The sequence below is a fragment of the Candidatus Protochlamydia phocaeensis genome (genome assembly GCF_001545115.1).
Classification (GTDB): domain Bacteria; phylum Chlamydiota; class Chlamydiia; order Chlamydiales; family Parachlamydiaceae; genus Protochlamydia_A; species Protochlamydia_A phocaeensis.
The window spans coordinates 22730-45249 of sequence record NZ_FCNU01000028.1 but is presented as its reverse complement, the minus strand read 5'-3'; the positions used below and the strand labels follow the sequence as shown (position 1 = coordinate 45249).

Annotated in this window: 14 protein-coding genes; 9 read left to right on the top strand and 5 right to left on the bottom strand. The window is 41.6% G+C overall.

Annotation, left to right across the window (positions count from 1 at the left end; translation table 11 throughout):
• Positions 1-5: 5 nt before the first annotated feature.
• Positions 6-1169: an ADP-forming succinate--CoA ligase subunit beta gene (sucC, locus tag BN3769_RS09790; RefSeq protein ID WP_068470056.1), complete on the bottom strand. Its 1164-nt coding sequence runs from the start codon at positions 1167-1169 to the stop codon at positions 6-8.
• A gap of 284 nt (positions 1170-1453) precedes the next feature.
• Between sucC and ftsY the strand changes: the two genes are divergently transcribed.
• From ftsY to BN3769_RS09765, 5 genes are all read left to right on the top strand, one after another.
• Entirely contained in the window at positions 1454-2383 is a 930-nt protein-coding gene (gene ftsY, locus BN3769_RS09785) for a signal recognition particle-docking protein FtsY (RefSeq protein WP_068470054.1), read from the top strand.
• A 6-nt stretch (positions 2384-2389) separates the two neighbouring features.
• Positions 2390-2974: a hypothetical protein gene (locus tag BN3769_RS09780; RefSeq protein WP_068470052.1), complete on the top strand. Its 585-nt coding sequence runs from the start codon at positions 2390-2392 to the stop codon at positions 2972-2974.
• A gap of 431 nt (positions 2975-3405) precedes the next feature.
• Entirely contained in the window at positions 3406-3729 is a 324-nt protein-coding gene (locus BN3769_RS09775) for an STAS domain-containing protein (protein ID WP_068470050.1), read from the top strand.
• Positions 3730-3903: 174 nt separating this feature from the next.
• Positions 3904-4893 carry a UDP-glucose 4-epimerase GalE gene (gene galE / locus BN3769_RS09770; RefSeq protein ID WP_068470048.1) on the top strand — a complete coding sequence of 330 codons (990 nt, stop codon included), beginning with the start codon at positions 3904-3906 and terminating at the stop codon, positions 4891-4893.
• A 168-nt stretch (positions 4894-5061) separates the two neighbouring features.
• Positions 5062-7473, top strand: coding sequence for a response regulator (locus BN3769_RS09765; protein ID WP_068470046.1), 2412 nt, complete (start codon positions 5062-5064; stop codon positions 7471-7473).
• 134 nt (positions 7474-7607) lie between these two features.
• Here the strand turns inward: BN3769_RS09765 and BN3769_RS09760 are convergent, their stop codons facing one another.
• On the bottom strand, positions 7608-8927 hold the full coding sequence (locus tag BN3769_RS09760) for a glycosyl hydrolase family 18 protein (RefSeq protein ID WP_068470043.1): 1320 nt from the start codon (positions 8925-8927) through the stop codon (positions 7608-7610).
• Between the two features lie 106 nt (positions 8928-9033).
• On the opposite strand from BN3769_RS09760, the gene BN3769_RS09755 reads away from it, so the two are divergent.
• A complete protein-coding gene (locus BN3769_RS09755; RefSeq protein WP_068470041.1) occupies positions 9034-10086 on the top strand; it encodes a HEAT repeat domain-containing protein in 1053 nt (350 codons plus the stop codon).
• Positions 10087-10154: 68 nt separating this feature from the next.
• Here the strand turns inward: BN3769_RS09755 and BN3769_RS09750 are convergent, their stop codons facing one another.
• Both BN3769_RS09750 and BN3769_RS09745 read right to left on the bottom strand, forming a co-directional pair.
• On the bottom strand, positions 10155-11612 hold the full coding sequence (locus tag BN3769_RS09750; protein ID WP_068470039.1) for a glycosyltransferase family 2 protein: 1458 nt from the start codon (positions 11610-11612) through the stop codon (positions 10155-10157).
• A 29-nt stretch (positions 11613-11641) separates the two neighbouring features.
• Positions 11642-17209, bottom strand: coding sequence for a tetratricopeptide repeat protein (locus BN3769_RS09745; RefSeq protein WP_068470037.1), 5568 nt, complete (start codon positions 17207-17209; stop codon positions 11642-11644).
• 721 nt (positions 17210-17930) lie between these two features.
• On the opposite strand from BN3769_RS09745, the gene BN3769_RS09740 reads away from it, so the two are divergent.
• The 3 genes from BN3769_RS09740 (at position 17931) to BN3769_RS09730 (ending at position 21084) form a co-directional block, all read left to right on the top strand.
• Positions 17931-19613 (top strand): GAF domain-containing hybrid sensor histidine kinase/response regulator, encoded by a 1683-nt coding sequence (locus tag BN3769_RS09740; protein ID WP_068470035.1) that lies wholly within the window; start codon positions 17931-17933, stop codon positions 19611-19613.
• 6 nt (positions 19614-19619) lie between these two features.
• Positions 19620-20015, top strand: coding sequence for a response regulator (locus BN3769_RS09735; protein ID WP_068470032.1), 396 nt, complete (start codon positions 19620-19622; stop codon positions 20013-20015).
• A gap of 616 nt (positions 20016-20631) precedes the next feature.
• Positions 20632-21084: a hypothetical protein gene (locus BN3769_RS09730; RefSeq protein WP_068470030.1), complete on the top strand. Its 453-nt coding sequence runs from the start codon at positions 20632-20634 to the stop codon at positions 21082-21084.
• 183 nt (positions 21085-21267) lie between these two features.
• Here the strand turns inward: BN3769_RS09730 and BN3769_RS09725 are convergent, their stop codons facing one another.
• Positions 21268-22470 carry an amino acid permease gene (locus BN3769_RS09725; RefSeq protein WP_068470028.1) on the bottom strand — a complete coding sequence of 401 codons (1203 nt, stop codon included), beginning with the start codon at positions 22468-22470 and terminating at the stop codon, positions 21268-21270.
• Between the last annotated feature and the right edge of the window lie 50 nt (positions 22471-22520).

The window sequence follows — 22520 nt, the reverse complement described above, 5'->3', positions numbered from 1 at the left end:
CCTGATTATGACTTCGCTACATTAACCGCTTCTTGGGCCGCTTCTGTTAAACTATTGGCAATTTTAATATTCAAATGGGACTCCTGCAGCAGTTGTTTGCCTTTCTCTACATTTGTTCCTTCCATGCGGACGATCAAAGGAACATGCAGATGCTGTTCCCGCGCGGCTTCAATAATTCCGGAGGCCAGCGTCTCACAATTCATGATTCCGCCGAAAATATTGACTAAGATGGCTTTGACTTTGGGATCCGAAAGCAGGATTTTAAATCCTTCGGCGACCTTTTCTTTAGAAGCCCCTCCTCCGACATCGAGAAAATTAGCCGGGCGGCCGCCAAAATATTGGATAATATCCATTGTCGCCATTGCCAAGCCTGCCCCATTGACCATGCAACCGATATTCCCATCCAATGCCACATAAGCCAGCTCTTGCTGCTGGGCACGTGCTTCATTGGCCGAAACTTGGGTGGGATCAAAGAACGCTTTTATCTCAGGCTGGCGAAATAAGGCGTTATCATCGACAACTAATTTTGCATCCAAAGCCACTAATTCGCCCTGCTTGGTCTCGACAAGCGGATTGATTTCAAGCAAAGAGGCGTCGGTTGCGCTGAATGCTTGCACAAGCCCCTTTATCAAAGCCATTCCTTGCTTGGCTAATCCTTCTTTCCACCCCATAAATTTGACTAAGCGCAACAGTTGATAGGAACGCAACTCCCCCTCCAATGGGATGGGTATGATAAGGACCTTTTCTGGAGTCTGCTGGGCCACTTGCTCTATATCAACCCCGCCAACAGGAGAAGCAATGACAACGCTTTGAGCCCGTTCGCGGCTAATAAAAGCCCCGAGATAGAACTCCTTGGCAATAGCGATTGTAGGAGAAATCAATAGTTGGTGGGCAACCATTCCTTCAGGGCCTGTCTGCTGATTGATAATTTTCTTGCCGAGCAGCTCGCGTGCAGCTTGTCTGATCGCTTCTGGACTGGAAGCGACTTTTACCCCTCCGGCCTTCCCTCTTCCACCTGCATGAATTTGAACTTTTAAAACAGCGGATTGCCACTCATGCTTTCGCAATAATTCCTCTACTTCCGGTAGAGAAGAAACCACGTAAAAGGGGGGAATAGGGATGCCATATCGTTGAAGAATTTGCTTGGCTTGAAACTCATGCGTATTCATGGCTAACCTGTGATAATTGATAGAATCATTAACTTTAAGGAGGCGTATCAAACCCCTCTTAGCGGTTTTAATATCCCCTCTTAAGCCTCTTTCCAAAACCTTCTATATGACTGAATAAGATCTTCACCTTTTTTCTTTTTATGTGCTAAGCTTTTTTTAAGAGCAAACCTCAAAATTTTTATATAACAAGGGTATTCACAAATCCATCATGGTTGCGAACATCCTCAAATGAAGATGAAAGCTTTCGGCTGATCAATTAACGATGACAAGGATAATCAAGCGCAATGGTATTCCAATTTTTTAAAACTAGCTATGCAAAAGTCAAATCAGCCCTTTCACGTGCCCGCTCTCTTTTAGGTGAAAAACTTCAGTCTCTTTTTAAAGGGCCGATTGATGAAAGCACTCTAGATAATCTTGAGCAATTGCTTTATGAAGCAGACTTTGGCGTTCAAACAGCCATGGAATTGACGAATAAAGTACGGGAGATGCACAAAGCCAATCCCTCCCTTAAAACAGCCGACTATATAGATGCCCTGCGATCGCATTTGACTTCCCTGCTCAGCCAATATCCCTCTCAATTAATAGAAGTCAATGAATCTCAGCGGCCTCAAATTATTTTGATTGTAGGAGTCAACGGAAACGGCAAAACGACATCCGTGGCCAAACTGGCCAACCTTTTCCATCAAAATGACAAGAAGGTTCTTGTTGCAGCAGCCGACACGTTTCGCGCTGCAGCGATCGAACAGCTGGAAACATGGGCCCATCGCATTCAAGTCGATATCGTTAAGGGCGCTCCTAAAAGCGATCCTGCAGCAGTTGCCTTTGACGCCATCCAAGCTGCCAAAGCCCGCCAATGCGATATTGTCTTGATTGATACGGCAGGCCGTCTGCACACCAAAACGCCTTTAATGCAAGAATTGGAGAAGATTAAACGCGCTTGCCAAAAAGCATCTACCAGTGGCCCTCATGAGACTTTACTCGTTTTAGATGCCACGACAGGACAAAATGCGATTGACCAAGCCAAGCATTTCCATAAATTTACGCCCATTAGCGGACTTATTCTCACCAAGCTAGACGGAACGGCAAAAGGAGGAATCATCATCGCCATTCAGCGCGAACTTGGCATTCCCGTCAAATTTATTGGGACAGGAGAAGACTTAGACGATCTCCAACCTTTTGATGCTCAATCTTTTGTTTCAAATTTATTGGAGTAACTCCAAATGGCTTATATTGCCACGGCATACTACACGGAAAACACGGGATATGAAGAAGAAATTCAGCATCTCAAGGCAAGCTTAGAACATTTTGATCTACCCATGGATCTTGTCGGCATTCCTACACAAGGGAGCTGGCAGGCGAATACGCAATATAAGCCTTATTTTATCAAGCAAATGTTGATTCGCCATTATCCTAAAGATATTTTATATTTGGATGCCGATGCTCGCGTCCAACAATACCCAGCCTTGTTCGATCACGTCAATTTCGATTTAGGAGTCTTTTACTGGAAAAATAAGGAACTGATTAGCAGCACCTTGTACTTTGCCAATAACGCCAAAGTTTTCGAATTGGTTGAGCGCTGGATTACTTGTTCTTTTGAAAATGCAGATATTTGGGATCAAAAAGTCTTGCAATATGTCATTCAAGAGTCTAAAGATTTGGACCTTCGCATCTATATGCTGCCTCCTACTTACTGTAAGATTTTTGATTTAATGCAAGAAATAGAAAATCCAGTTATTGAACAATTTCAGGCAAGCCGCCGCCTGAAAAAAGAGGTCGATGAGCCTGAAACAGAAGGGAAAGAATAGCAATCCACCCATTCTGCCTTTTGTCTAAGAGGACGCATTAAAGCTCATCATCGATATTAGAGGTTATTTTCTCCCTAGGGGGCAATAGGAAAGAATGGGCCATCTGACCGCCTTGCCAATTTTCACCGTCGATTCTCTTATACAAATGTCAAATCCACTCCTATTCTTGCAGTAAAAATGATTTTCATTAATATACAAAAAGCAAGATAAGTCCGCTTGCTCGTTATTAACCTGAGTTTGGAGCTTTTTGGCTCTTCGACGCCACTCCAAAGGGCAAAAAAACTCCAAACTCAGGTTATTAAAAGCCGAAAGTATCCTAGAGCATGCCGTCAATGAGAGATGGGCTATTCGAAGTGATTTTCTTCTAGGGAAAAGAAGGCGAATAGGATCCTTAGCCAATTGACGGCGCTCTTCTTATAAAGGAAAGAAAAATGGAAAAAAAATTCTTAGGCGATGTTTTATATATTAAACCGCAAATTTCTTTTCTTGATTCTCGGGTTTCAAAAGATTTAAAAAATCAGATTATTCAAGAGATTGAATCGGGCAATAAACGGCTTTTATTGGATTTATCGGATATGGAAATGATCGATTCAGGAGGCCTAGGAGGCCTTATTGGAGTTTATAAGGCCTTGGAAAATAAAGGCAGCCTGCATCTCTATGGATTAAACGCTAAAGTCACAAAAATTTTCAGAATGACAGGCGTATTAAAATTATTTCCTTCATTTTCCTCGTTGGATGAAGCCCTCCAATTTTGATTTGCTGAACAAGGCTTCCCTGCCCCATCAATGCATAGCAATAGTGCTAGGAATGGACAAAAAACCAGAATCTCCTTAGAGTGTATTCTCACATGTATAACTTAATTTATTAGCCATTTTAAGTATTTAGAGACTGTCGTCGAATGGCTATATTCAAGATTATCCCAAGGACATATGCATAAGCCTACCATTCTTATTGCTGGAGGAGCTGGTTTCATCGGATCCCATGTCAACAAAATGCTGCATCGGGCCGGATACCAAACAATCGTCTTAGACAATCTTTCACGGGGCAATGCAAAAACAGTTTGTTATGGAACGTTTGTCCAAGGCGATATAGGCGATGCAGCGTTTTTGGATAAGCTTTTTGCCGACTATTCAATCGATGCAGTCATGCATTTTGCCGCCTTCATCAATGTGGGAGAGTCTGTTCAAGATCCTTGGCTATACTACACCAATAATGTTTCCAATACATTGGCGCTTTTAGGTGCCATGCTCCGTCACGGCATCAAATCCTTTATTTTCTCTTCTACCGCCGCTATTTTTGGCCAACCGAATGTTCCCCTCATTAAAGAAGATCAGCCTTGCCATCCCATTAATCCTTATGGAGAAAGCAAATGGATGGTGGAAAAAATTTTGCAAGATTTCGATACCGCCTATGGCCTAAAATTCTGCTGCCTGCGCTACTTTAATGCGGCTGGCGGGGATCCGGAGGGGGAAATTAAAAATTATCAACCTAAAGCCTCCAATCTCATTCCGCTCATCTTGCAAAGTTTGAAAAAAGCGGCAGGGCAAGTGACTATTTTTGGGACGGATTATCCCACTCCAGACGGGACCTGCATTCGGGACTACATTCATATCGAAGATTTAGGAGAGGCGCATATAAAAGCGTTGGAGCAAATTTTGACCGGAATGCCCTCCAATTTTTATAATTTGGGAAACGGAAAGGGCTTCAGTGTAAGAGAAGTGATTCAAACAGTGGAAAAAGTCTTGGAAAAAAAAGTCAATACTGTTGAAGGCGCCCGGCGCCCGGGCGATCCTGCTGTTTTATTAGCAGACCCCGCTAAAGCCATGAGTGAGCTCAATTGGCATCCGCGCTATTCATTAGAACAAATGATCGAACATGCGTGGAGAGCTTCTTTAGAATCATCCAACTACTCTCCCTAGCTCTTCTAAAGCATCTCTATACGCCTCCTCGCCATAAAGAGCATTTATGCAGTCCAAAGAAAAAGCCCGATCATTTATTTAAAATTTTAAATCTAATGACACTTTTTTCTTAACCGTGCTATATATCGAATAGATTCTTTAAACATTTCACAACAAAACACGACCGGCATGAAAAAGAGTGATTCTATCGTATCTCTTCGTTTTCTTTGCATTAGCATTGATTCAAACTTTTTAGCTTATTTATTAAATGCATCGGATTCTATTAATCTTTCCTTTGACAGTTGCCAGTCTATTGAAGACGCGTTTAAAAAAATCGCCTCCAATATATATGATGTGTATTTAATTGACTTGAGCGTATCGCAAGAAGTAATCACCAATTTGATTAATGCCATTCGGGAAAACAATAAAAATCTATTCACTATCGGCATCGTAGCGGAAGATTATTCTTCTCCCAATTTGATGGGATTTAAAGAGCGCGAGAATATTGACTTTATTCTGCAAAAGCCTATTTTTCCCCAGCAGATCGAGCATTTCTTTCAAGATTTGCGGCGGCGCCATGTTTCCTCTCCGGCAGGAAACCACGAAAACAGGCTGCTTGCCCTTCAAAAAGAATATGATTCCAGTATTTTCCAAAAAATTGAAATTCTAACTAATTTAATTAAAGCGGTTCAAAAAGATCCCAACTTACCGCAGCTTAACGAACTGCATTCCGAAATCCACAAAATGAGCGGCAGTGCAGGCTCTTTCGGATATGATTCCGTCAGCATCTTGTGCAAAAAAAAAGATGAGGAAATTAGAAATCGAATTGAATCGAATGATTTTAAAGATCAAAATTGGCTGCTATCTTTTAATGAATTCCTTCAAAAAATAAAATTCTGCTTTCAAACCGATTCCATTAAGAATCCAGAAGCTATTCTTACCTATACGGAGAATCCGCGTCCCCTTTTGTTCATTGTCGATGATGACAAGGGCTTTTTAGACCTTCTAACGCGAGTGAAAGAGCAATTTCCAATAGAGCTTTATTTTGAAAGCGATCCACAAAAAGCCATTGAGAAGCTAGGCTTGGAAAGTTTTAATCCCAACGCGGTCATTGTCGCTCAAAAGTTTCAGTATTCCCCTATTAATGGCTTTGACATTATCCAGTCTTTATCCGATAAGCCTAAACCCTCTCCTCCGCTATTCGCTCTCCTTCTCGAAAAGGATGATATCGATATTAGGATGGAAGCCATGCAAAAGGGGGTGAATTACATTTTTCTAAAACCCGTCTCCGCTTATCTTCTTCTTAAATCCATCCGAGATGCCTTGGAAATTAAGGCCTTAAGCGACATCAAAGTATTAATTCTCGATGACGATGTGGATTTCTGCAATTTTGTCGTTGCCGTGCTGTCCGAAACAGGAATTAATGTCCGTGCCATTTATGACCCTGAGAATTTATTTCAAATGCTTGAGCAGTATAGGCCGAATATCCTGCTTTTGGATGTCAATTTGCCGCGCTACGACGGATTAAGTTTATTGCAGGCCATCCGTCAAGATGTTTCCTTTAGAAATTTGATCATTATCATTGTGACAAGCAGCGAAGCGACAAATACCCAGTTGAAGGCCTACTCCTCGAAGGCAAACGATATTTTATATAAGCCCATAGACAAGAAAGTCTTGCAAAACCGCATTCTCAACCTAATCGAGGGGCAGATTTCTATGCATAATCTGCCCGATCCCCATGATTATACCGGCCTGCTTCATCGCAAAGCGCTAATAGAAAAGCTGCATGAATGGCTTACTTATCCCAAAAAGCAGGAGTCTTATTTGATCTTATTTGAAATCCATAACTTTGCCGATTGGATTAAACGGAAAGGCCATATGACTGCCAAGGAGGTCTTAGTCTCCATTGGCAACCAATTGCAATGGGAAATGGACTACACAATGAGCTGCTTTTCCTATAATGCTTCGAAATTTGCCATTCTGGTCACAAACGTTCGCTTAGATGAAGTGGAAAAAAAGATCTACACGCTGCTTTCCCATTTCGTGCAGAAGGAAACCCAATCTCAGCTGGCCTTCGATTGCAGCATTACTCCCATTTCCAGGGATTTTGAAAACGCTCAGCAGCTTCTTCAAGAAGCGGAAAATAGCTTAGAAGAGGCACGTTCGATAGAATCTTCTCATATCAAGATGGTCGATTGGCACGCCCGGGCTGAAATGAAGAGCAAGAAAGAAGTGATTATTGTTGACCCCGATAAAGAGCTTTTACGCATTTTGAAGCAGGCATTCGAGTCTCATGATGTCCTCGTTAAAGAATATACGGAAGGAGAAACGGCCTTAAAAGACATCTTTAATTATAGTGAGCAACACCTTCCTTCTTTGATTATCGCCGAACGCAGGCTTCCCGACATGGATGGCATGGAACTATACATGAAAATTCGCGCCCGCTTCCGCGTTGATGTACCGTTCTATATTTTAACTGTCTTCTCAGCCGATAAAGACATCAGCGAAGGGATCAGAAAAGGAATTCGCGAATACATCGTAAAGCCATTCAATATTTCTATTTTTATGCAAAAGGCTCTAAAAGACATTTACTCTCGTTGAAAAATGCTGAACTAATTTATAAACCGCTTCAAAATATGGTCAGTAGAATAAACCGTAAAATGTACCGAAGCCATGGAAAAACTCAAAATCACTATCAAATCAGGCGCGGAGGCACAATAGAGATATCCTCTACATTACTCACGCGACTCGCTAAAGACCTGCCTAGCGCTGCGGATATTGGGAAATTTAGGCTCCCATTGATATTCGTCCAGATCGATAGACCAAAAAAAGACGCCTTTAAGTTTAAAAGTTAAAGCCAACATGGCTTTGAGCTTAATCGTGTCAGGATTATCAAAGCTCGCCCATTCCTGAGAGTGAAAGTTATAGCCGTAGACAGTACTCGTGACGGGATCGGAGCCAAAGCTGAGCTGTTTTTGAGCCATCTTATCAGCAATTTCATAATAAGCCAGCATTCCCTTTTCCCTTGTCGCCGGTCCCGGCGCTCCGCCTGTTTCAAAAGGTTTCCCAGGGCCCGTATTTCCGGGCTGCAAAACGGATACTCCAGCATAAATATGGCCGAAAAGCGGCAATCCCAAAACCATTTTTTGGGCAGGCACCCCATTATCCAAATAATTCTGCAAGGTTTTGGCAATGTATAAGGGACTGGCTCTATCTGTATCTTGATTTAAAGGCGCATTGACTCCCGTTATTCTGGGCACATCAAAAGGACCATGGTAATCATAAGCCATTATATTGATGCGGTCGACAAACTGGGCGCAGTCGGCAAGCCATTTATAGAAGCGGCTCGGATCAGCCTGAAAGTGAGCTTGCAAGCGAAAAGGAATAAAAGCAGGAGCTGTAAAAGAAAGCAATAAGGGCGGATTGGCCTGTGAAAAAGCGGCTGAGCACTCTTTAAGGAAGACGGGAAAGTTGTTAAAATCACGTTCGGATCCTCCTCTAGCAGGATCTCCTGGATATTCCCAATCTATATCAATTCCATCGAATCCATAGCGATGGGCAAAGTCAATGGCTGACGTGATAAATTGTTTTCTGTTTTCTGCCGTTGATACCATCTGGCTGAAAAGGCGATAGGTCGTTTTTCCTTCGCTATGTTCGGGATTATTGAAATTCCATCCACCAATGGAAAGAAAAAGACGCAAAGGCTTTTTAGACCGTTTTTTTAAATCTACCAATTGGGGATAAAGATGATCTTTATCTTCTTTCATCGTTGGCTGCAGGGTAAAATCGCCTGTCAAACGCGGATGGTCTGGCTCAATCGATGCGGACACATAGCCAATAGCGGCAAAGGCCACATATAAATCGGTTAAAAGGGAAGGGTCTATCCTATCTACAGTAAAAGGAGGCCTATTGCCAATGGGTGGGCGAGAGTGCGAGTCATTGGCATAATAGGCGGCTATAATAGCCGTGGAAGCGGATAGACCCACAGTAAAGAATAGGCTAATCAAAGCGAGAAAAAGGAAAGGGAACAAACAGCATCGCAAAAGACTGAACATGCGGCCAAGAATCTTAATGGTTTAAAATTTAACATTTACAACAAATAAACAAATTTAGCAAAAATAATGATATATTAAGTTTAGTCAAGCTATACCCAAGATAAAAATGGACGCTCTTCTCAGATATTTGCTTTATCACATCGCTTACAAAGTTCTATTCATTGAACTCATTCTCATTCTACTTTGCATTTGCACGATTATTTTGGTCAAATTTTACAACCAATGGAGCGCCAATCGCAGAAAGCAAATCCAAAACGAACTCACCCTGCTTTTTGAAGCGGCTATTTTTAATAAATACCCTGTCAGAGACATCACCCTTCCTTCTCATTTGAATCAATTTAGAAATTTAATCGAGGTCATGGAAGAATTTGATCAGCGGTTTAGCGATCCTCGCTGGCATGAAGTCAAAGAGCATGTCATTAGCACTTATTTGCTGCAGAGGGCTGAACGCTATGCGGCCAGTTCATACTGGTATAAGCGCCAACTTGCGGCCCGCTGCTACCTTCTTTGCCCACAAAAAGCCCGCGAACAAATCTTGGCTAAATTATTGCAGGATAAAAGATATTTAGTCCGAATCCCTATCGCCGTTTGCATTACGAAAACGCCTTATAGGCAGCTTTTCGAAGAAGTGATAAAGCAAATGAGCCGAGAGCCCGAACTCTCACAATTTCCCTATCGGGATGCGCTTATTCAGGCCGATCAGGAAAAGTTCACTTGGATTGAAGCGTTATTGGCTTCTGAACCGGATCCTGCCATTACAGCCATTTGCTTAGACATCTTAGCTACCCGCTATTCGAGCAACCTTTTTTCAATCGTTTCCAGGTATGTGAACTCTCTTCATAGAAATTGCCGCTTAAAAGCGATTGAAGCCTTAGGAAATATTCCCAGCAGCGAATCAATCCGACTATTAATCGTCCATTTAGAAGACTCGGACTTTAAAATTCGGGAAAGTTCGATTAATGGCTTAGAGAAATTATATGTCATTCAAGCCGCTCCAAAAATCGGCACCTTGCTCAATGATCCTGTTTGGTCTGTCCGCCTGCAAGCAGCCAAGACGCTGAAAAATTTTGGCAAAGAAGGGATGGTCATCTTAGATGCGCAAAAGCCCGACCAGCCGAAAGCCTACGAGATCGCCCAGCATGTTTTAGCTTTACCTTAATCATTCCATCCATTCGAATAGAGGATAGATGAGGTCGGCATAGGTTTCTCTTTCTCTAGTTTTTGCGCCTACTGATTTTGAATCTTATCATATCCTTCGCGGTGAGGGGTCCAGCCGGCCCGCTTGGGCTTAGGAGCATATAACCCCTTGATTCTCCACCACATGAGCAAATAGTGATAGCTGTTATAGCAAACAACGCACTTCATAATCCTAAAAAAGTCCGGCCAGGAACGGTAGGTCTCATAAGAAATGAATTCTATCACTAGAGCGATTAGGACAAGCAAAACCAAAAACAACCAGCTTGTCAATGCCAACGAGAAAACCAAAATAGGATCTACCGTGCCCTGAAAAATGGCTATAATTAAAATTAAAAATCCGGATATTTCAATTAGAGGGGCAATTTTTTCAAAAACAGTCATGGGGCAGACGAATAAGCCAATGGATCGATATTTCGGATTGAACCACATGTTTCGATATTGCCAAATATTTTGAGTGGTTCCCTTATACCAGCGCATACGCTGTCTCCCCAAAGTCTTGATCGTTTCGGGAGCTTCCGTCCAAGCCACAATATCCGGCAAATAAGTAATGCGGTAATTTTTTTTTCTTTCTAAATAATACATATGCATGCGCGTAATAATTTCCGTATCCTCAATGATAGAGGTTCGGTCATAGCCTCCAATTTCGATCAAAGCGCTCAATCTAAACATTCCAAAGTTGCCGGGAATGACTAAAGCGCCCTTAGTCCAACTCAAGCCCAAGCGCTCGACTAAAAATCCCTTCATGAAATCGATGACCTGGAATCCCAAAAGCATTTTTTTTGGAAACTTCACCTGAACGATTCGGTTTTCGGAAATTACGCATCCGTTGACATTACCAATGGAGGCGTGGGCCGCCACGGCGTCTCCATGAAGCAAGAAAGGCCGCATCAGTCTGTTCAAGGCATCATCATCCACCAACGTATCGGCATCCGCACAGACGACAATTTCAGATGTGCAGGCATTCAGTCCCGTGTTCAGGGCGTCTGACTTCCCTCCATTGACTTTATCTATAACGAGAAGCTCAGGATACTGCGGGCTTGCATAATAGCTTCGAATCTCTGCTGTCTGAAATTTTCCGGGATAGGATGCGGGAATGGGAATGAGAGAAAAATTAGTTTTTAGCAGCTCTAAAGTGCTATCAGTCGACCCGTCATTGACAATAATGACCCGTTTATAGCGGTAAGACAAGCTCAACATATTTTTAGCGGTATGTAAAATGTCTTTCTCTTCATTATAAGCAGGCACAACGAAAGTGATGGGAGGAAGCGAATTGGAGCGAATGATGCGATAAATATTTTCCACAGGGACTTCGCGGAACCGCAAAAGAACCGCTATGCAGCCAATGCACGTCTGAATGATAGAAATGCCGGCAAAAACTAAAAATAACGTTCCATAGATAATAAAAGCCTGCCATCCCCAAGGCAAATTAGAAAATCCCGTTAAGTATAAGAGATTAAAAAAATTGGCTATATCATGGGTGAAAGACATGTTTTACCTTTAGGAAATCCTATTAAAAATTAAAAGCGCCATACCACTTCGCCATTCACCGACCAAATTGTATACTTTTTGGTATCCCTGTAGTAATCGCCATTTAAAATGATCTGTAGCTGATTCCATTTATAAATTAAATTACCAAACACCATATTGTATTGCCGATTATCCCACTTAAAAGGAGGATTTACTGTCGTAGGGGCAATCACAATAATTTGAGCAAAACGCGTACGCGTATTCTGCCAGCCGTGAGCATAACTTAGGCTAGTATAAAGGGTGTCGGCCCAGCACACTCTCCAAGATTTCTCCAGAGTTACCTGCAATTGATTGACTATTTGCGGTTTATAAGTGTAATAATCCGGAATATTTTTAGAAAAAGTTTGGTACTTGGCATGATAGCGGAACAAAATGTTATCGCTGTAGCAAGGTGGCCTCCATTGAAGCCATCCTAGGGCTCGTTGAGATTTATTGTGGACAAAATCGCAATACCAATAAGCATCGCCTTCAATGCCCACCCATGTTCTTTTATAAATTTTCCTCTCATAAGTTCCGGCAATAAAATAATACCCGACCACTTTGGCAACCTGTGTATTGAAATTTCTGGCGATCAAATCCGATCGGCTTGAGAAGCTCAAGGTTATTTTTTCTTTAGGCTTATGATAAGTAAAGGTCAAGGTAGGCTCTGCGATCCATCCATGGCGCATTCTAAAAGTGCTGTGCCGATAAGGAGAGTAATTGGTCAAGCCTGCTACCGCATCTATGTAAAAGCAGGGGTTATAAATCCATTTGGTGCCGATGAATGCACGTTGGACATCAAAATCATACAAATAGGTACGCGTGAGCAAATCCCGCAAGACAAAAAATTGATCTTCAACGCTTCCCCACATTTCCCATTTATCGCAAATCGGATAATTGACTAGCGCCCGGCCGCCAAATACCTGATATTCCGCTGACCATTTATGAACGGTAGGATCCCATTGATCTTCTTGATGATAGTTCCCGGATACGGAAAGAGTGGGACACGTTAAATTCAACGCATTGTGATAGCCTCGCATCAACCATTTGGGACGGGAGCAATAACCGCTCCATGCATTTGCTTCTGCATTGATATCGAGCATCTCTTCATAGATAGCTAAAGAGGAAAAATCATAATGCTCGGCTTGATAGAGGTCTGCTAGAAAAGACAAGGCTACCAGATTATTCGGCGAAAGCTCAAGAGCAGTCTCATAGTATTCTTTAGCTAAACAGATGGATCCATTCAACGCCTCAATGCGCCCCAGCCCTGCCCAGGAGTCTGCATCATTGGGATCATACTCAAGAAGAGACAAGAAGATCGAGCGAGCGCAGCAAAAATTTTCCTTGAAGATTTGAGCAAAGGCAATCGCCCTCCATAAATACCAAGCCTCGGGATCTTGGGCCAAGCCTTGCTCATAAATGGCAATCCCCTTGTTATACTGCTGCAAGTTGACATACATTTGCCCTAAGGGAAGATAGCGGGCTGGATCGCTTGGCGAAGATTCAACAAGTTGACAATATAAGCCGGCTGCAAGCTCAAAGTATTCTCGTTCCGCATAGACGTTAGCAAGATCGGTCACTGGCCCATCTACCGCATCTTGCCAAGCCCGCTGAATCCATTCGGCATTGGGCAGGAGCTCGCCCAGCCTTGAAAAAACCGCTTGAGCTTCCGTATAGCGCTTCTCTTTCATGAGCAAATCAGCTAGGAAGCTGAGAGCGGATAAATTTTTGGGATCAAAGCTTAGCGCGAGCCGATAGAGCGATTCAGCAGAGCAATAATCATTTTCTAAAGCATTTACGCGTCCTAGCCCTGCCAAAGCCTCGGAATTCTTTCTATCTACCTTTACCGCTTCTTCCAATACTTGCCGTGCATCTGAAAGATTGTCGTCAAAAAAGTAAGCATAGCCGAGGGCGACCCTTAGTTCATTCTCATCCGGATTTTTTTCCAGGCCTTCTAAACTGACTTCAATAGATTTTCCATATTCCTTAAGCCTCATATACATTTGGCCTAAACCGAAATAATAACGCGGATTATTGGGCGATTTTTCCAGCAGCTCGCTATAGAGCTGGGCCGCTTCCGAATATTTATCCGCTTTAATAAGATTCTGGATGTCGTCTAAGACAAAGCCATTTCTGGCATCATCGAGGGAAAGGGCTACCCACTTTTCATGAGGCCTTAACTCCATTAATTTTTCATAGACCTTTACAGCCTGTGGATATTTCTTTTCTTTCATCCACAGCTCTCCTAGAGCTGAAAGAGCCGCGATTCTATTGGGATCAATCGATAGGGCCTTTTCAATTAGCACTTCGGAATGGGCAAGGTTTCCCTCTAGAAAATCAATATACCCCAACCCTGCTAAAGCATCGGGATTCTGGGGATCAAATATTAAAGCCCGCCTAAAGTTCTCTCCTGCCGGGGCAAGTTCTTTTAAGGAAAGGTAGGCAAGGCCCAAACCTGCATATAAGGCAGCTGATCGAGGATCGATATCCAGCCCTTGCCGGAAAACATCTATCGCCTTTTCATATTGCAAAATCCTTTGATAAAAAAATCCAACTCTTAAGTAATAGTCGCTGACAAAGGGTGCTTCTAACAGAAGCTGATGCCAAAGAATTTCAGCGATTTTATAGTCCTTGGCTTCTTCCAATTTATTGATTTGATCGATTAAGCGGCCATGTTTGGCGTCTTCGATGGCTAGATCGACCCACTTGGCGGAAGGATCAAGGGTATGAATTGCCTGATAAAGCTTTTCTGCTCCCTCATACTGCTTTTGATCCATCTTCAGTTTCGCAAGAAAAATTAATGCGGAAATATTATGCGCATCGATTCTTAAAGCCTCTTCATACAAATGCTCGGCAAGCCTTGGATTGCCGCTGAATTGATAAAATAGGCCTATTCCCGCTAGAGCCTCTGCATTGCGGGAATTTTCCCTTAAGGTTGCCTCTAGAATCTGTTTGCCTCTTTCCAGCTCCCCTTTTTCCAAGTAGGCAAATCCAAGCGCCATTTGCAGGTCTACGGAATTAGGCTGTATGTCCAACCCTTTTAAGTAGGCAGCGATGGCTTTATCGAACTGTTTCATTTTGACATACAATTGCCCCAGCTTGACATAATAGTTAGCTTGATTGGGCGCCTCTGCAATAAGTTGAAGATAAAGTTCTTCTGCGTGCTGGAAATTCTCTGTTATTTCGCTTCTTTTAATCTCAAATAAAATGGGCGCATATTTAGCATCTAAAAGCGCATCCTCAGCCCATTGTGCATGAGGATCGATTTTTAAAATCTTGCGATAAATCTGTTCTGCTTTCCAAAACTCTCTTTGCGCCATAGCCAGTTCGCCATAATAGGACAACGCCAAAATATTATTGGGGTCCATCTTTAAAGCCTCTTCATACAGATGACTGGCCTGGAAAATATTGCCATCCAAGGCAAAGACTCTTCCCATCCCTGCAATCGCCTCGGCATTTTCGGGATCTTTTTGATGGACCAAATCAAAAAGGCGATAAGCCCTTTCTAAGTCTCCTATTTGAAGATAAGCAAGCCCCAACCTTATGCGCAATTCACTAGAAGAAGGATTATAGTCCAATCCTCGCCCATAAAGCCTGATTGCCTCTTCATAGCGTTTTTCAGAAATATAAAGCTGCCCAAGTCCGAAATAGGCCTCTTCGCTTCTTGGGGCAAGTCTTAAAAGTTCTTGATATTTAGCAGATGCTTCATCGAGACGCCCCTGGCTTTCTAATGCCTCTATTTCATCAAAGAGCGGGCCGAATTTAGCTCTTATCAACCCCTGCTGTGCCCATTTGGCCTGAGGATTGATTTTTAAAATGGCTTCATAAAGCTTTTCGGCTTCCTCATAATTCTTCTCTTTTAGATCTAAGTCGCTTAAATAGGACAAGGCAGCCATATCATTGGGATAGGCCTCTAAGACTTGATGATAAATATTAGAGCTGGCTTGAATATTGCCAAGAACAGTATTGATTCGCCCTATTCCTAAAAGTGCGTCCTTATTTTCCGGATCTTGCTCTAGAATAGATTTAAAAATATCAAAGCTTCGATCTATTTCCTTCTTTGCCAAATAAGCGTATCCCAAAGCGGCCTGAAGCGGAATCGAATCAGGATTGACTTGCAAGCCTAATTGATAAATCCGGATGGCCTCTTCGTAAAGCTGTTGATGAAGATAAAATTGACCAAAATGGAGATAATTCGAGATGTTATGAGGATATTGAACGACGAGCTGAAGATATAAATGAGCCGCTTGATCGTACTCCTGGTTTTTCTCCAATTGATGGATTCTATCTAAAATAGGAGCGATCTCCGCTTCTTCTATTAACTCCAGAACCCAAGTCGCGCTTGGATCCAAGCGATGAATATTTTCCAGCAAAGGAATGGCTTCGTCATATCTTTTTTGTTCTAAACGCAGCTGTGCAAGATAAGAGAGGGGCAAGATATCCAATGGATTTAATTCCATCGCCTCTTCATAAAGCTTTTCAGCTTCTGGGATATGCCCCTCTAATTCTTGAATTCTTCCTAAGCCCGTCTTTGCTTCCGGATGGCCTTCTTCTTTATGGTCTACAAATTGAAAGAGAATTCTAGCCCTAGCTAAATCGCCTTTTTTCAAATAAGTAAATGCCAAGCCAATAAAAAGAGGGTCCTGATTAGGCAACACTTTTAATCCCTGCTTTAAAGCACTGATTGCCTTGGAATAATCTCCCAATCTAGAGTAAAGCCTTCCCAACGCTAAATATAGGTTTAAATTATACGGATCGCTTGCCAATTCCCTACGATAAAGTTCTAAAGCGGAATCAAACTCTCGGTTTTTTTCTAGCTTTTTGCCTTCATCCAAAATCGGTCCGCTTTTCGCCTGCTCTAAAGCTTGCCGAATCCAGAGAGCCTTGGGATCCTTTGTCTGCAATTTCTTTAAAATGTCCGTTGCCTCATCATAGCGCTTCTGGTCAATCCTCAATTCAGCTAAGTAGTAAAGCGTGGAAGAATTATTAGGATTGATTTTCAATGACTTTGAAAAATAAGCTTCCGCTTGTTTCCAATTTCTTTCCAATGTTTCAATTCTTCCCAATCCGCCCAACACGTCTGAGTTATCGGGTTCAGCTTCATTTAATTGCGTAAAAAGCTGTTGACTATGAATAAAATCGTGATCGTTCAAATAGGATTTAGCCAGTGCAATTTTCGTATTTACATTTTGAGGATCTAAGTCGAGAGCTTGACGATAGTAATGGATCGCTTGTTTATATTCGCTGAGAGAATAATAAACATCGGCAATTGCCAATATAAGTTGGATGTTGTGAGGATCTTTGCGAATTCTCTCTTCATAACTTTTAAGGATAGCATTAAACCCTGCACGCTGATTATCGGTTTCCATCCGATCACTCTTGCCATTTATAAGCGCTAATGTGTCAGCTAGATCTGCATTGTCAACTTCTTCATATGCAAGGCTTTGATCTTTATCTAACTCTAAATAGCCATAAACGGAGGATGGGTCATCCTGATTTGAAACAGTCAAAGGATAAAAAAACCACACAGCCAAAAATATTAAAAGAGCGAGAGCAAGGAAAGAAGCGATTGTCTTCATCTTTTTAATCGTTAATGTGTTTCATATTAAGCTTTCCTACATACTGATAAAGCGGTAAAAAAATGGGAGAATCCCATTCAGAGACTATCGTCGAATTCATAAGGGCTTAGATTCAAATACTCGTGAAATAAATGACTAGCAATTCGGCTACAGTCTCTTAGTATTCAACTTTAATAACAGAAATTGAAATTTTTCTACGTATTCTATAAAAAAAATTATCTCTTTGAAATTTTGACCTAAAAAAAGTTTCTTAAAACTTGTCATCGCTTGCATGGAACTACTTTTTCCCTAGGAAATGCTCTTGAGGAGAAAAGCTCTCGAATCTTGGCTAACTCTATGTTTTAAGAAACCCTATAAAGGCCTCCTATAACCCCTAATAAATTTTGAAAGGACCTTTAAGTTCCTAAAAATTAAAATTTTGATTATTATATAGAAAGAAGAGGTAAAGATCAATCATCTATGATTGATCTAACATTTCCATAGCGGCAGCCGCATCCCATTTCTGTATAGACAAATAAACTTGGCTAATTTACTTGTTTTAACTCTCAGGTATTGAATTTCTTGGGAATCAATTCATATGCTATTACGGGTGATGTCGGATTAAAACGGCATTTCCAGTTCTTTTTATGAATAGGGACGTGTGGCTTTCTTAGGAGGAGATGTTGTGATCAGTCATAGGCCTATGTCGTATAGTTAACTAATTTTTTTAAATGGATTAAAAATGAGTAAAGACCATTCCCCTTCGCAAGAGGAAAAAATTAACCACCTGGAAGAAACTCTTCGTCAATTAGAACTCATCTTAGATGTCATTACAAGCTGCCAAGAAGAATTCATGACACAAAGAAGCGAAATGATCATGCCCCGCATTTGTCAGAGATTGCTCAGCGCTTTTTGCATTTTAACAGATACTCAGCATGGGTTAATCAGCCATTTAAATCCTGATAATCAACTCACTATATGGGCCTCCTCCGATCCGCAAATCCCTAGCCTTGTTGAGTCCTTTAACTGCAAAATCATCCAAACTAAGCACCATTTATTTGACGAAAGCGCTCCCTCTCACCCTCTGCGCCTATCTTATTTCTTGGGCATTCCTATTCTTAGCCGTGATCAAGTGCTGGGAACGATCATTTTATGCAGCTTTAAGCCCATTTCTTATCATGAAGACAGGCTGCTAGGCCTACTCCCCCTTATTCAGACGTATGCAATGATGATCGAAGGCATTCGTACGGAGCAACAAATAAAGGAAAGAGATGAGACGCTCATGCTCTATCTCAACTTGCTAGAAATGCAAAATCGAGAGCTACAGATAGCTCGCGATCAAGCAATGTCCGCTAATCAGGCAAAAAGCGCTTTTCTTGCCAATATGAGTCATGAAATCCGCACTCCACTCAATACCATTATGGGAATGACCGAGCTGCTCCTCAATACGGATTTAAATTCTCGTCAAACTAAGTATGCCAATACGGCTTACCAATCGGCTGAAATTCTTCTGACTTTACTTAATGACATTTTAGATTTTTCTAAGATTGAAGCAGGAGAGCTGCATTTGGAACAAATAACCTTTGATCTTCCCCGGCTTTTGAAAGACATTTTTTTAAGCTTTTTTGAAAAAGCTATAAAAAAGAAAATCGGCTTTTATATTTATTATGATCCTTGCCTTCCGACCCACTTTATCGGAGATCCGACACGGATACGGCAAATTCTCATGAATTTAATCAGCAATGCCATCAAATTTACTTCGGAAGGCCACGTTTTCCTAAGGATTTCCCTAAAAAGCGAATCGAATTCCCACCTTTTGCTCTTAATAGAAGTTGAAGATACGGGGATCGGAATCCCCAGGGAAAGCCAAAACCATCTTTTTATTAAATTTTCCCAAGCGGATTCTTCCATTACTCGCAAGTATGGAGGAACTGGCCTAGGGTTGGCCATTTGCAAACAACTCGTCGAAAAAATGGAAGGCCAGATTGGAGTAACCAGCGAAAAAGGAAAGGGATCGGTTTTTTGGGTCACTATTTCCCTTCTTCCCGATCCGCAAACTCCTTCCCCTCTTCCGCTTTATCAGCTAGAAAATCAATCAGTCCTATTCATTAGCTCAAATACCATTGAAAAAGACATTATCCAAAGCTACCTGGCAAGCTGGAAAATGAAAATAATTGCTTGCCCATCTTTACAAGAAGGCGTTTCTCTTCTCAACCAAGCTGAGAGTTCTCCTCAGGCCATTATTTACAATAGCCAAGATTCCAAAGACTCTTCTATTTTCACCTTGTTTGCTCAAGAAATGCACAAAATGATTCTCCTAGTTAACGCTAAAGATGAAACCTCTTCGGCCTGCCTATGCTTGAGTAAACCTCTTTTTCCTGAAGAATTAGCCAAAGCCCTTATTCAAAAAATTAAAGCTAATTAAGCCGATATGGAAAAAATTACCTGCAAATTTAATGCGTTTATCTTAGTTGTTGATGATTACATTATTAATCAAGAGATGACTAAAGAGATTCTAGAAATTATGAATTGCACTGTAGACGTTGCTGTAAATGGAAAAGAGGCCATCATCGCTTATCAGCAAAACGCGTATGATATTATTTTTATGGACATTCAAATGCCAGAACTAGATGGATTAAAAGCCACTGAAGAAATTCGCAAATTAGAGGAAGAAGATAAACATACGCCTATCATTGCTCTTACTGCAAATGCTTTACCCGGCGATAAGGAACGATACTTAGCTGCCGGGATAGATGACTACATTTGCAAGCCAATTAAAATTAAAGATCTAGAAATTATGCTTAAAAAGTATCTAAAACCAATATGAAATCATTTCCCTCCAGTAGATTGTTAAAAAAAATTTTCTAATAGCTTGAATCTGAGTTCTTTTTGTCTAAGAAACAAAGTGATTCCTAGGGAAAAGTCCTCCATCTAGGCCATCTGCAGTTTTAAGAAAATCTCCTAAGCTTTTTATTAATTAATAAATCGAATAAAAAATATTTTTATTACAAATTTCACTCGTAAAATAAACAAACAAAACAAATTATTTAATTTTTAATTTGACATTTCTTGCTTTAATTACCTATAATAAGAATTGAGGAGGTTGAAAGAGATTAAACAAGTTCTAAACAGTATACCACATGTTTGGGAGGCGAAAGAGGGTAGATCTAAGTCATGCGATTGTGAGCTTTAGTTTAGGCTTGAGCTTGCAGGATGTTCGGATAATTTTAGATCTACCCCCATTCGCCCCTCATAAACATGTGAAGCGCTTGTAACCACTCCTTTCGGTAGCACAGGAAGTGCGGTTGAAGTTTGTAAGTAACTTCAGCATGAGCAATTGGCACTTCTCTTGCATTTGTTTGCTGTAGGCTTTCGTTAGACAGCTAGCAAATGGACTTGTTGCCTAGGAAAGCGAGTGGTTACTTATTTTATAAGGAGGTTGTATGTATCGTGCATTAAAATCATTTATTGCCGGTTCGTTCTTCTTAGCGCTTTTCTTGTTACCATTTGGCTTTAATTCAGCTTATGCTGACCATGGCGGACACGGCGGTGGCGGACACGGCGGTGGCGGACATGGCGGTGGAGCGCACTTCGGTGGTGGACATGGCGGTTGGGGCGGTCACGGTGGATGGGGTGGCGGCCACGGCGATTGGGGCCATCATGGAGACTGGGGCCATCACGGCGATTGGGGCCATCGTGGATGGGACAATAACTACTATGGCAATTACTACGGCGTAGGTTTTGGTTACCCCTATTACAGTAGTTACTCTGACTACGGTTACCCTTCCTATTATTACGACAATTCGTATTATGATAACTATTATCCTTATAGCCAATACTACTACGATGATGGCGATAACGGCCTTGGAACCGGCGTCTATTTCAACTTTAGATAAAAGTCTTTAAGTTAAAATAATTAAAACTTTTAGACTTACCGCTCTCTTTTGAGAGGGATGGGGGATATTAAGCCCCATTATTAACCCGAGCCAGACAATTAACTGTTCTGTCTCGGGTTTTTTTATATCTCAGGAGAATTTCTTAAGCTGCTAATGCTCAAAATTTGAGTTTTACTATCCCTTCTAAGAAAATAGCCGCTCTAAGACATGTCGGCTCTCATTGCATAGCTCAAAAAGAACAAAAAGACCCAATACAATCAAGACCGGTTTTCCGCCTGGCAATTGAGGCTGAGTTTCCCAATGAAAATGATACCGTCCAATCCATGCCATCATAATGGGCAAAAGACCGAGTAAGAAAGCGCAGCCAAAGCCGCCGGCATAATCGAGGGCAACTAAGAAAATATGCGGATAACTGATGGAAATAATAAGGGGAAAAATAAAAATTAACGCAGCCAAAAGCGCTTTGCCTTGGCCAGTCTTTTTAATTCCCAGACCATCTGCCAAAAAATCCCTCAGTCCAAGCGTTACCCCTAAAAAGGACGTGACGAGGGCAAAAAAGGCGAAGGATTGTCCCAGATAATAGACAAAGGAATTATGCAGAAAATTTTTAAGAGGATAGACAGCATTATCTCCATTTTTCAAAGCTTCAGCTAAACCACCAGGACCTTGAGTGGGGACAATCCCTAAAATCAACCATTCCCAAATCACATAGGCAATAAAAGGAATAAAACTGCCGATTAAAATAGACTTGCGAATACGTGGAGCGTCATGATGCATGTAACTGGCAAGCGTGGGAATAATCCCTTGATAGGCAAAAGAGGTAAAAGCGATGGGAAGGACCATGAGAGAATAAGACCAATTGTACTGCTTCAAAAAGTCTACTTGCACGTAGCGCATGCCCAGCAAGACAAAACCAAAATAAGATAGGGCGAGGCCGGCAACCAACCAAATATTTAAACGGCTTGCCCATGCGGTCGGGATAAGAATAAGAGGAGCAAAAAACAAAACAAATAATAAAGGTCCTAGCCAATCAGGAATAGCGAATTGGGAAAGCTCAACGACAATATTTCCACAACCGACCATATAGGCAATCGTCAAGCAATAAAAAAGAAATAAATAAACCATCCAAGCTGAATACTTGCCTGCTTTTCCCAGCGTTCTTTCCGCCATGGAAACAATATTGGATTCCCCTTTTAACCATTGAGAAATCTCTAAAAATAATAAACCCGTACTAGCCATAAAGAGCCAGCATCCCAAATAAATAACGAGAGAGGGTAAAAAGCCTGCCAAACTTGTTAAAACGGGAAGGGCAAGCATTCCTCCTCCGATCGAAGTTCCAGCAACTAATAAAGATCCGCCTAAAATACTGCCTTTGTGTTGATCCATGTGTATGTGCAACGTTTGTTTGGTTATTTAATAAATGTTTTGAGCATCCT

Excerpts from the sequence above, each read along its gene's own strand:
- BN3769_RS09725 (WP_068470028.1), bottom strand. The coding sequence starts at position 22,470 with ATGGATCAACACAAAGGCAGTATTTTAGGCGGATCTTTATTAGTTGCT.
- BN3769_RS09750 (WP_068470039.1), bottom strand. The coding sequence starts at position 11,612 with ATGTCTTTCACCCATGATATAGCCAATTTTTTTAATCTCTTATACTTA.
- BN3769_RS09780 (WP_068470052.1), top strand. The coding sequence starts at position 2,390 with ATGGCTTATATTGCCACGGCATACTACACGGAAAACACGGGATATGAA.
- BN3769_RS09740 (WP_068470035.1), top strand. The coding sequence starts at position 17,931 with ATGAGTAAAGACCATTCCCCTTCGCAAGAGGAAAAAATTAACCACCTG.
- BN3769_RS09775 (WP_068470050.1), top strand. The coding sequence starts at position 3,406 with ATGGAAAAAAAATTCTTAGGCGATGTTTTATATATTAAACCGCAAATT.
- BN3769_RS09730 (WP_068470030.1), top strand. The coding sequence starts at position 20,632 with ATGTATCGTGCATTAAAATCATTTATTGCCGGTTCGTTCTTCTTAGCG.
- BN3769_RS09765 (WP_068470046.1), top strand. The coding sequence starts at position 5,062 with ATGAAAAAGAGTGATTCTATCGTATCTCTTCGTTTTCTTTGCATTAGC.
- galE (WP_068470048.1), top strand. The coding sequence starts at position 3,904 with ATGCATAAGCCTACCATTCTTATTGCTGGAGGAGCTGGTTTCATCGGA.
- BN3769_RS09745 (WP_068470037.1), bottom strand. The coding sequence starts at position 17,209 with ATGAAGACAATCGCTTCTTTCCTTGCTCTCGCTCTTTTAATATTTTTG.
- ftsY (WP_068470054.1), top strand. The coding sequence starts at position 1,454 with ATGGTATTCCAATTTTTTAAAACTAGCTATGCAAAAGTCAAATCAGCC.
- sucC (WP_068470056.1), bottom strand. The coding sequence starts at position 1,169 with ATGAATACGCATGAGTTTCAAGCCAAGCAAATTCTTCAACGATATGGC.
- BN3769_RS09735 (WP_068470032.1), top strand. The coding sequence starts at position 19,620 with ATGGAAAAAATTACCTGCAAATTTAATGCGTTTATCTTAGTTGTTGAT.
- BN3769_RS09760 (WP_068470043.1), bottom strand. The coding sequence starts at position 8,927 with ATGTTCAGTCTTTTGCGATGCTGTTTGTTCCCTTTCCTTTTTCTCGCT.
- BN3769_RS09755 (WP_068470041.1), top strand. The coding sequence starts at position 9,034 with ATGGACGCTCTTCTCAGATATTTGCTTTATCACATCGCTTACAAAGTT.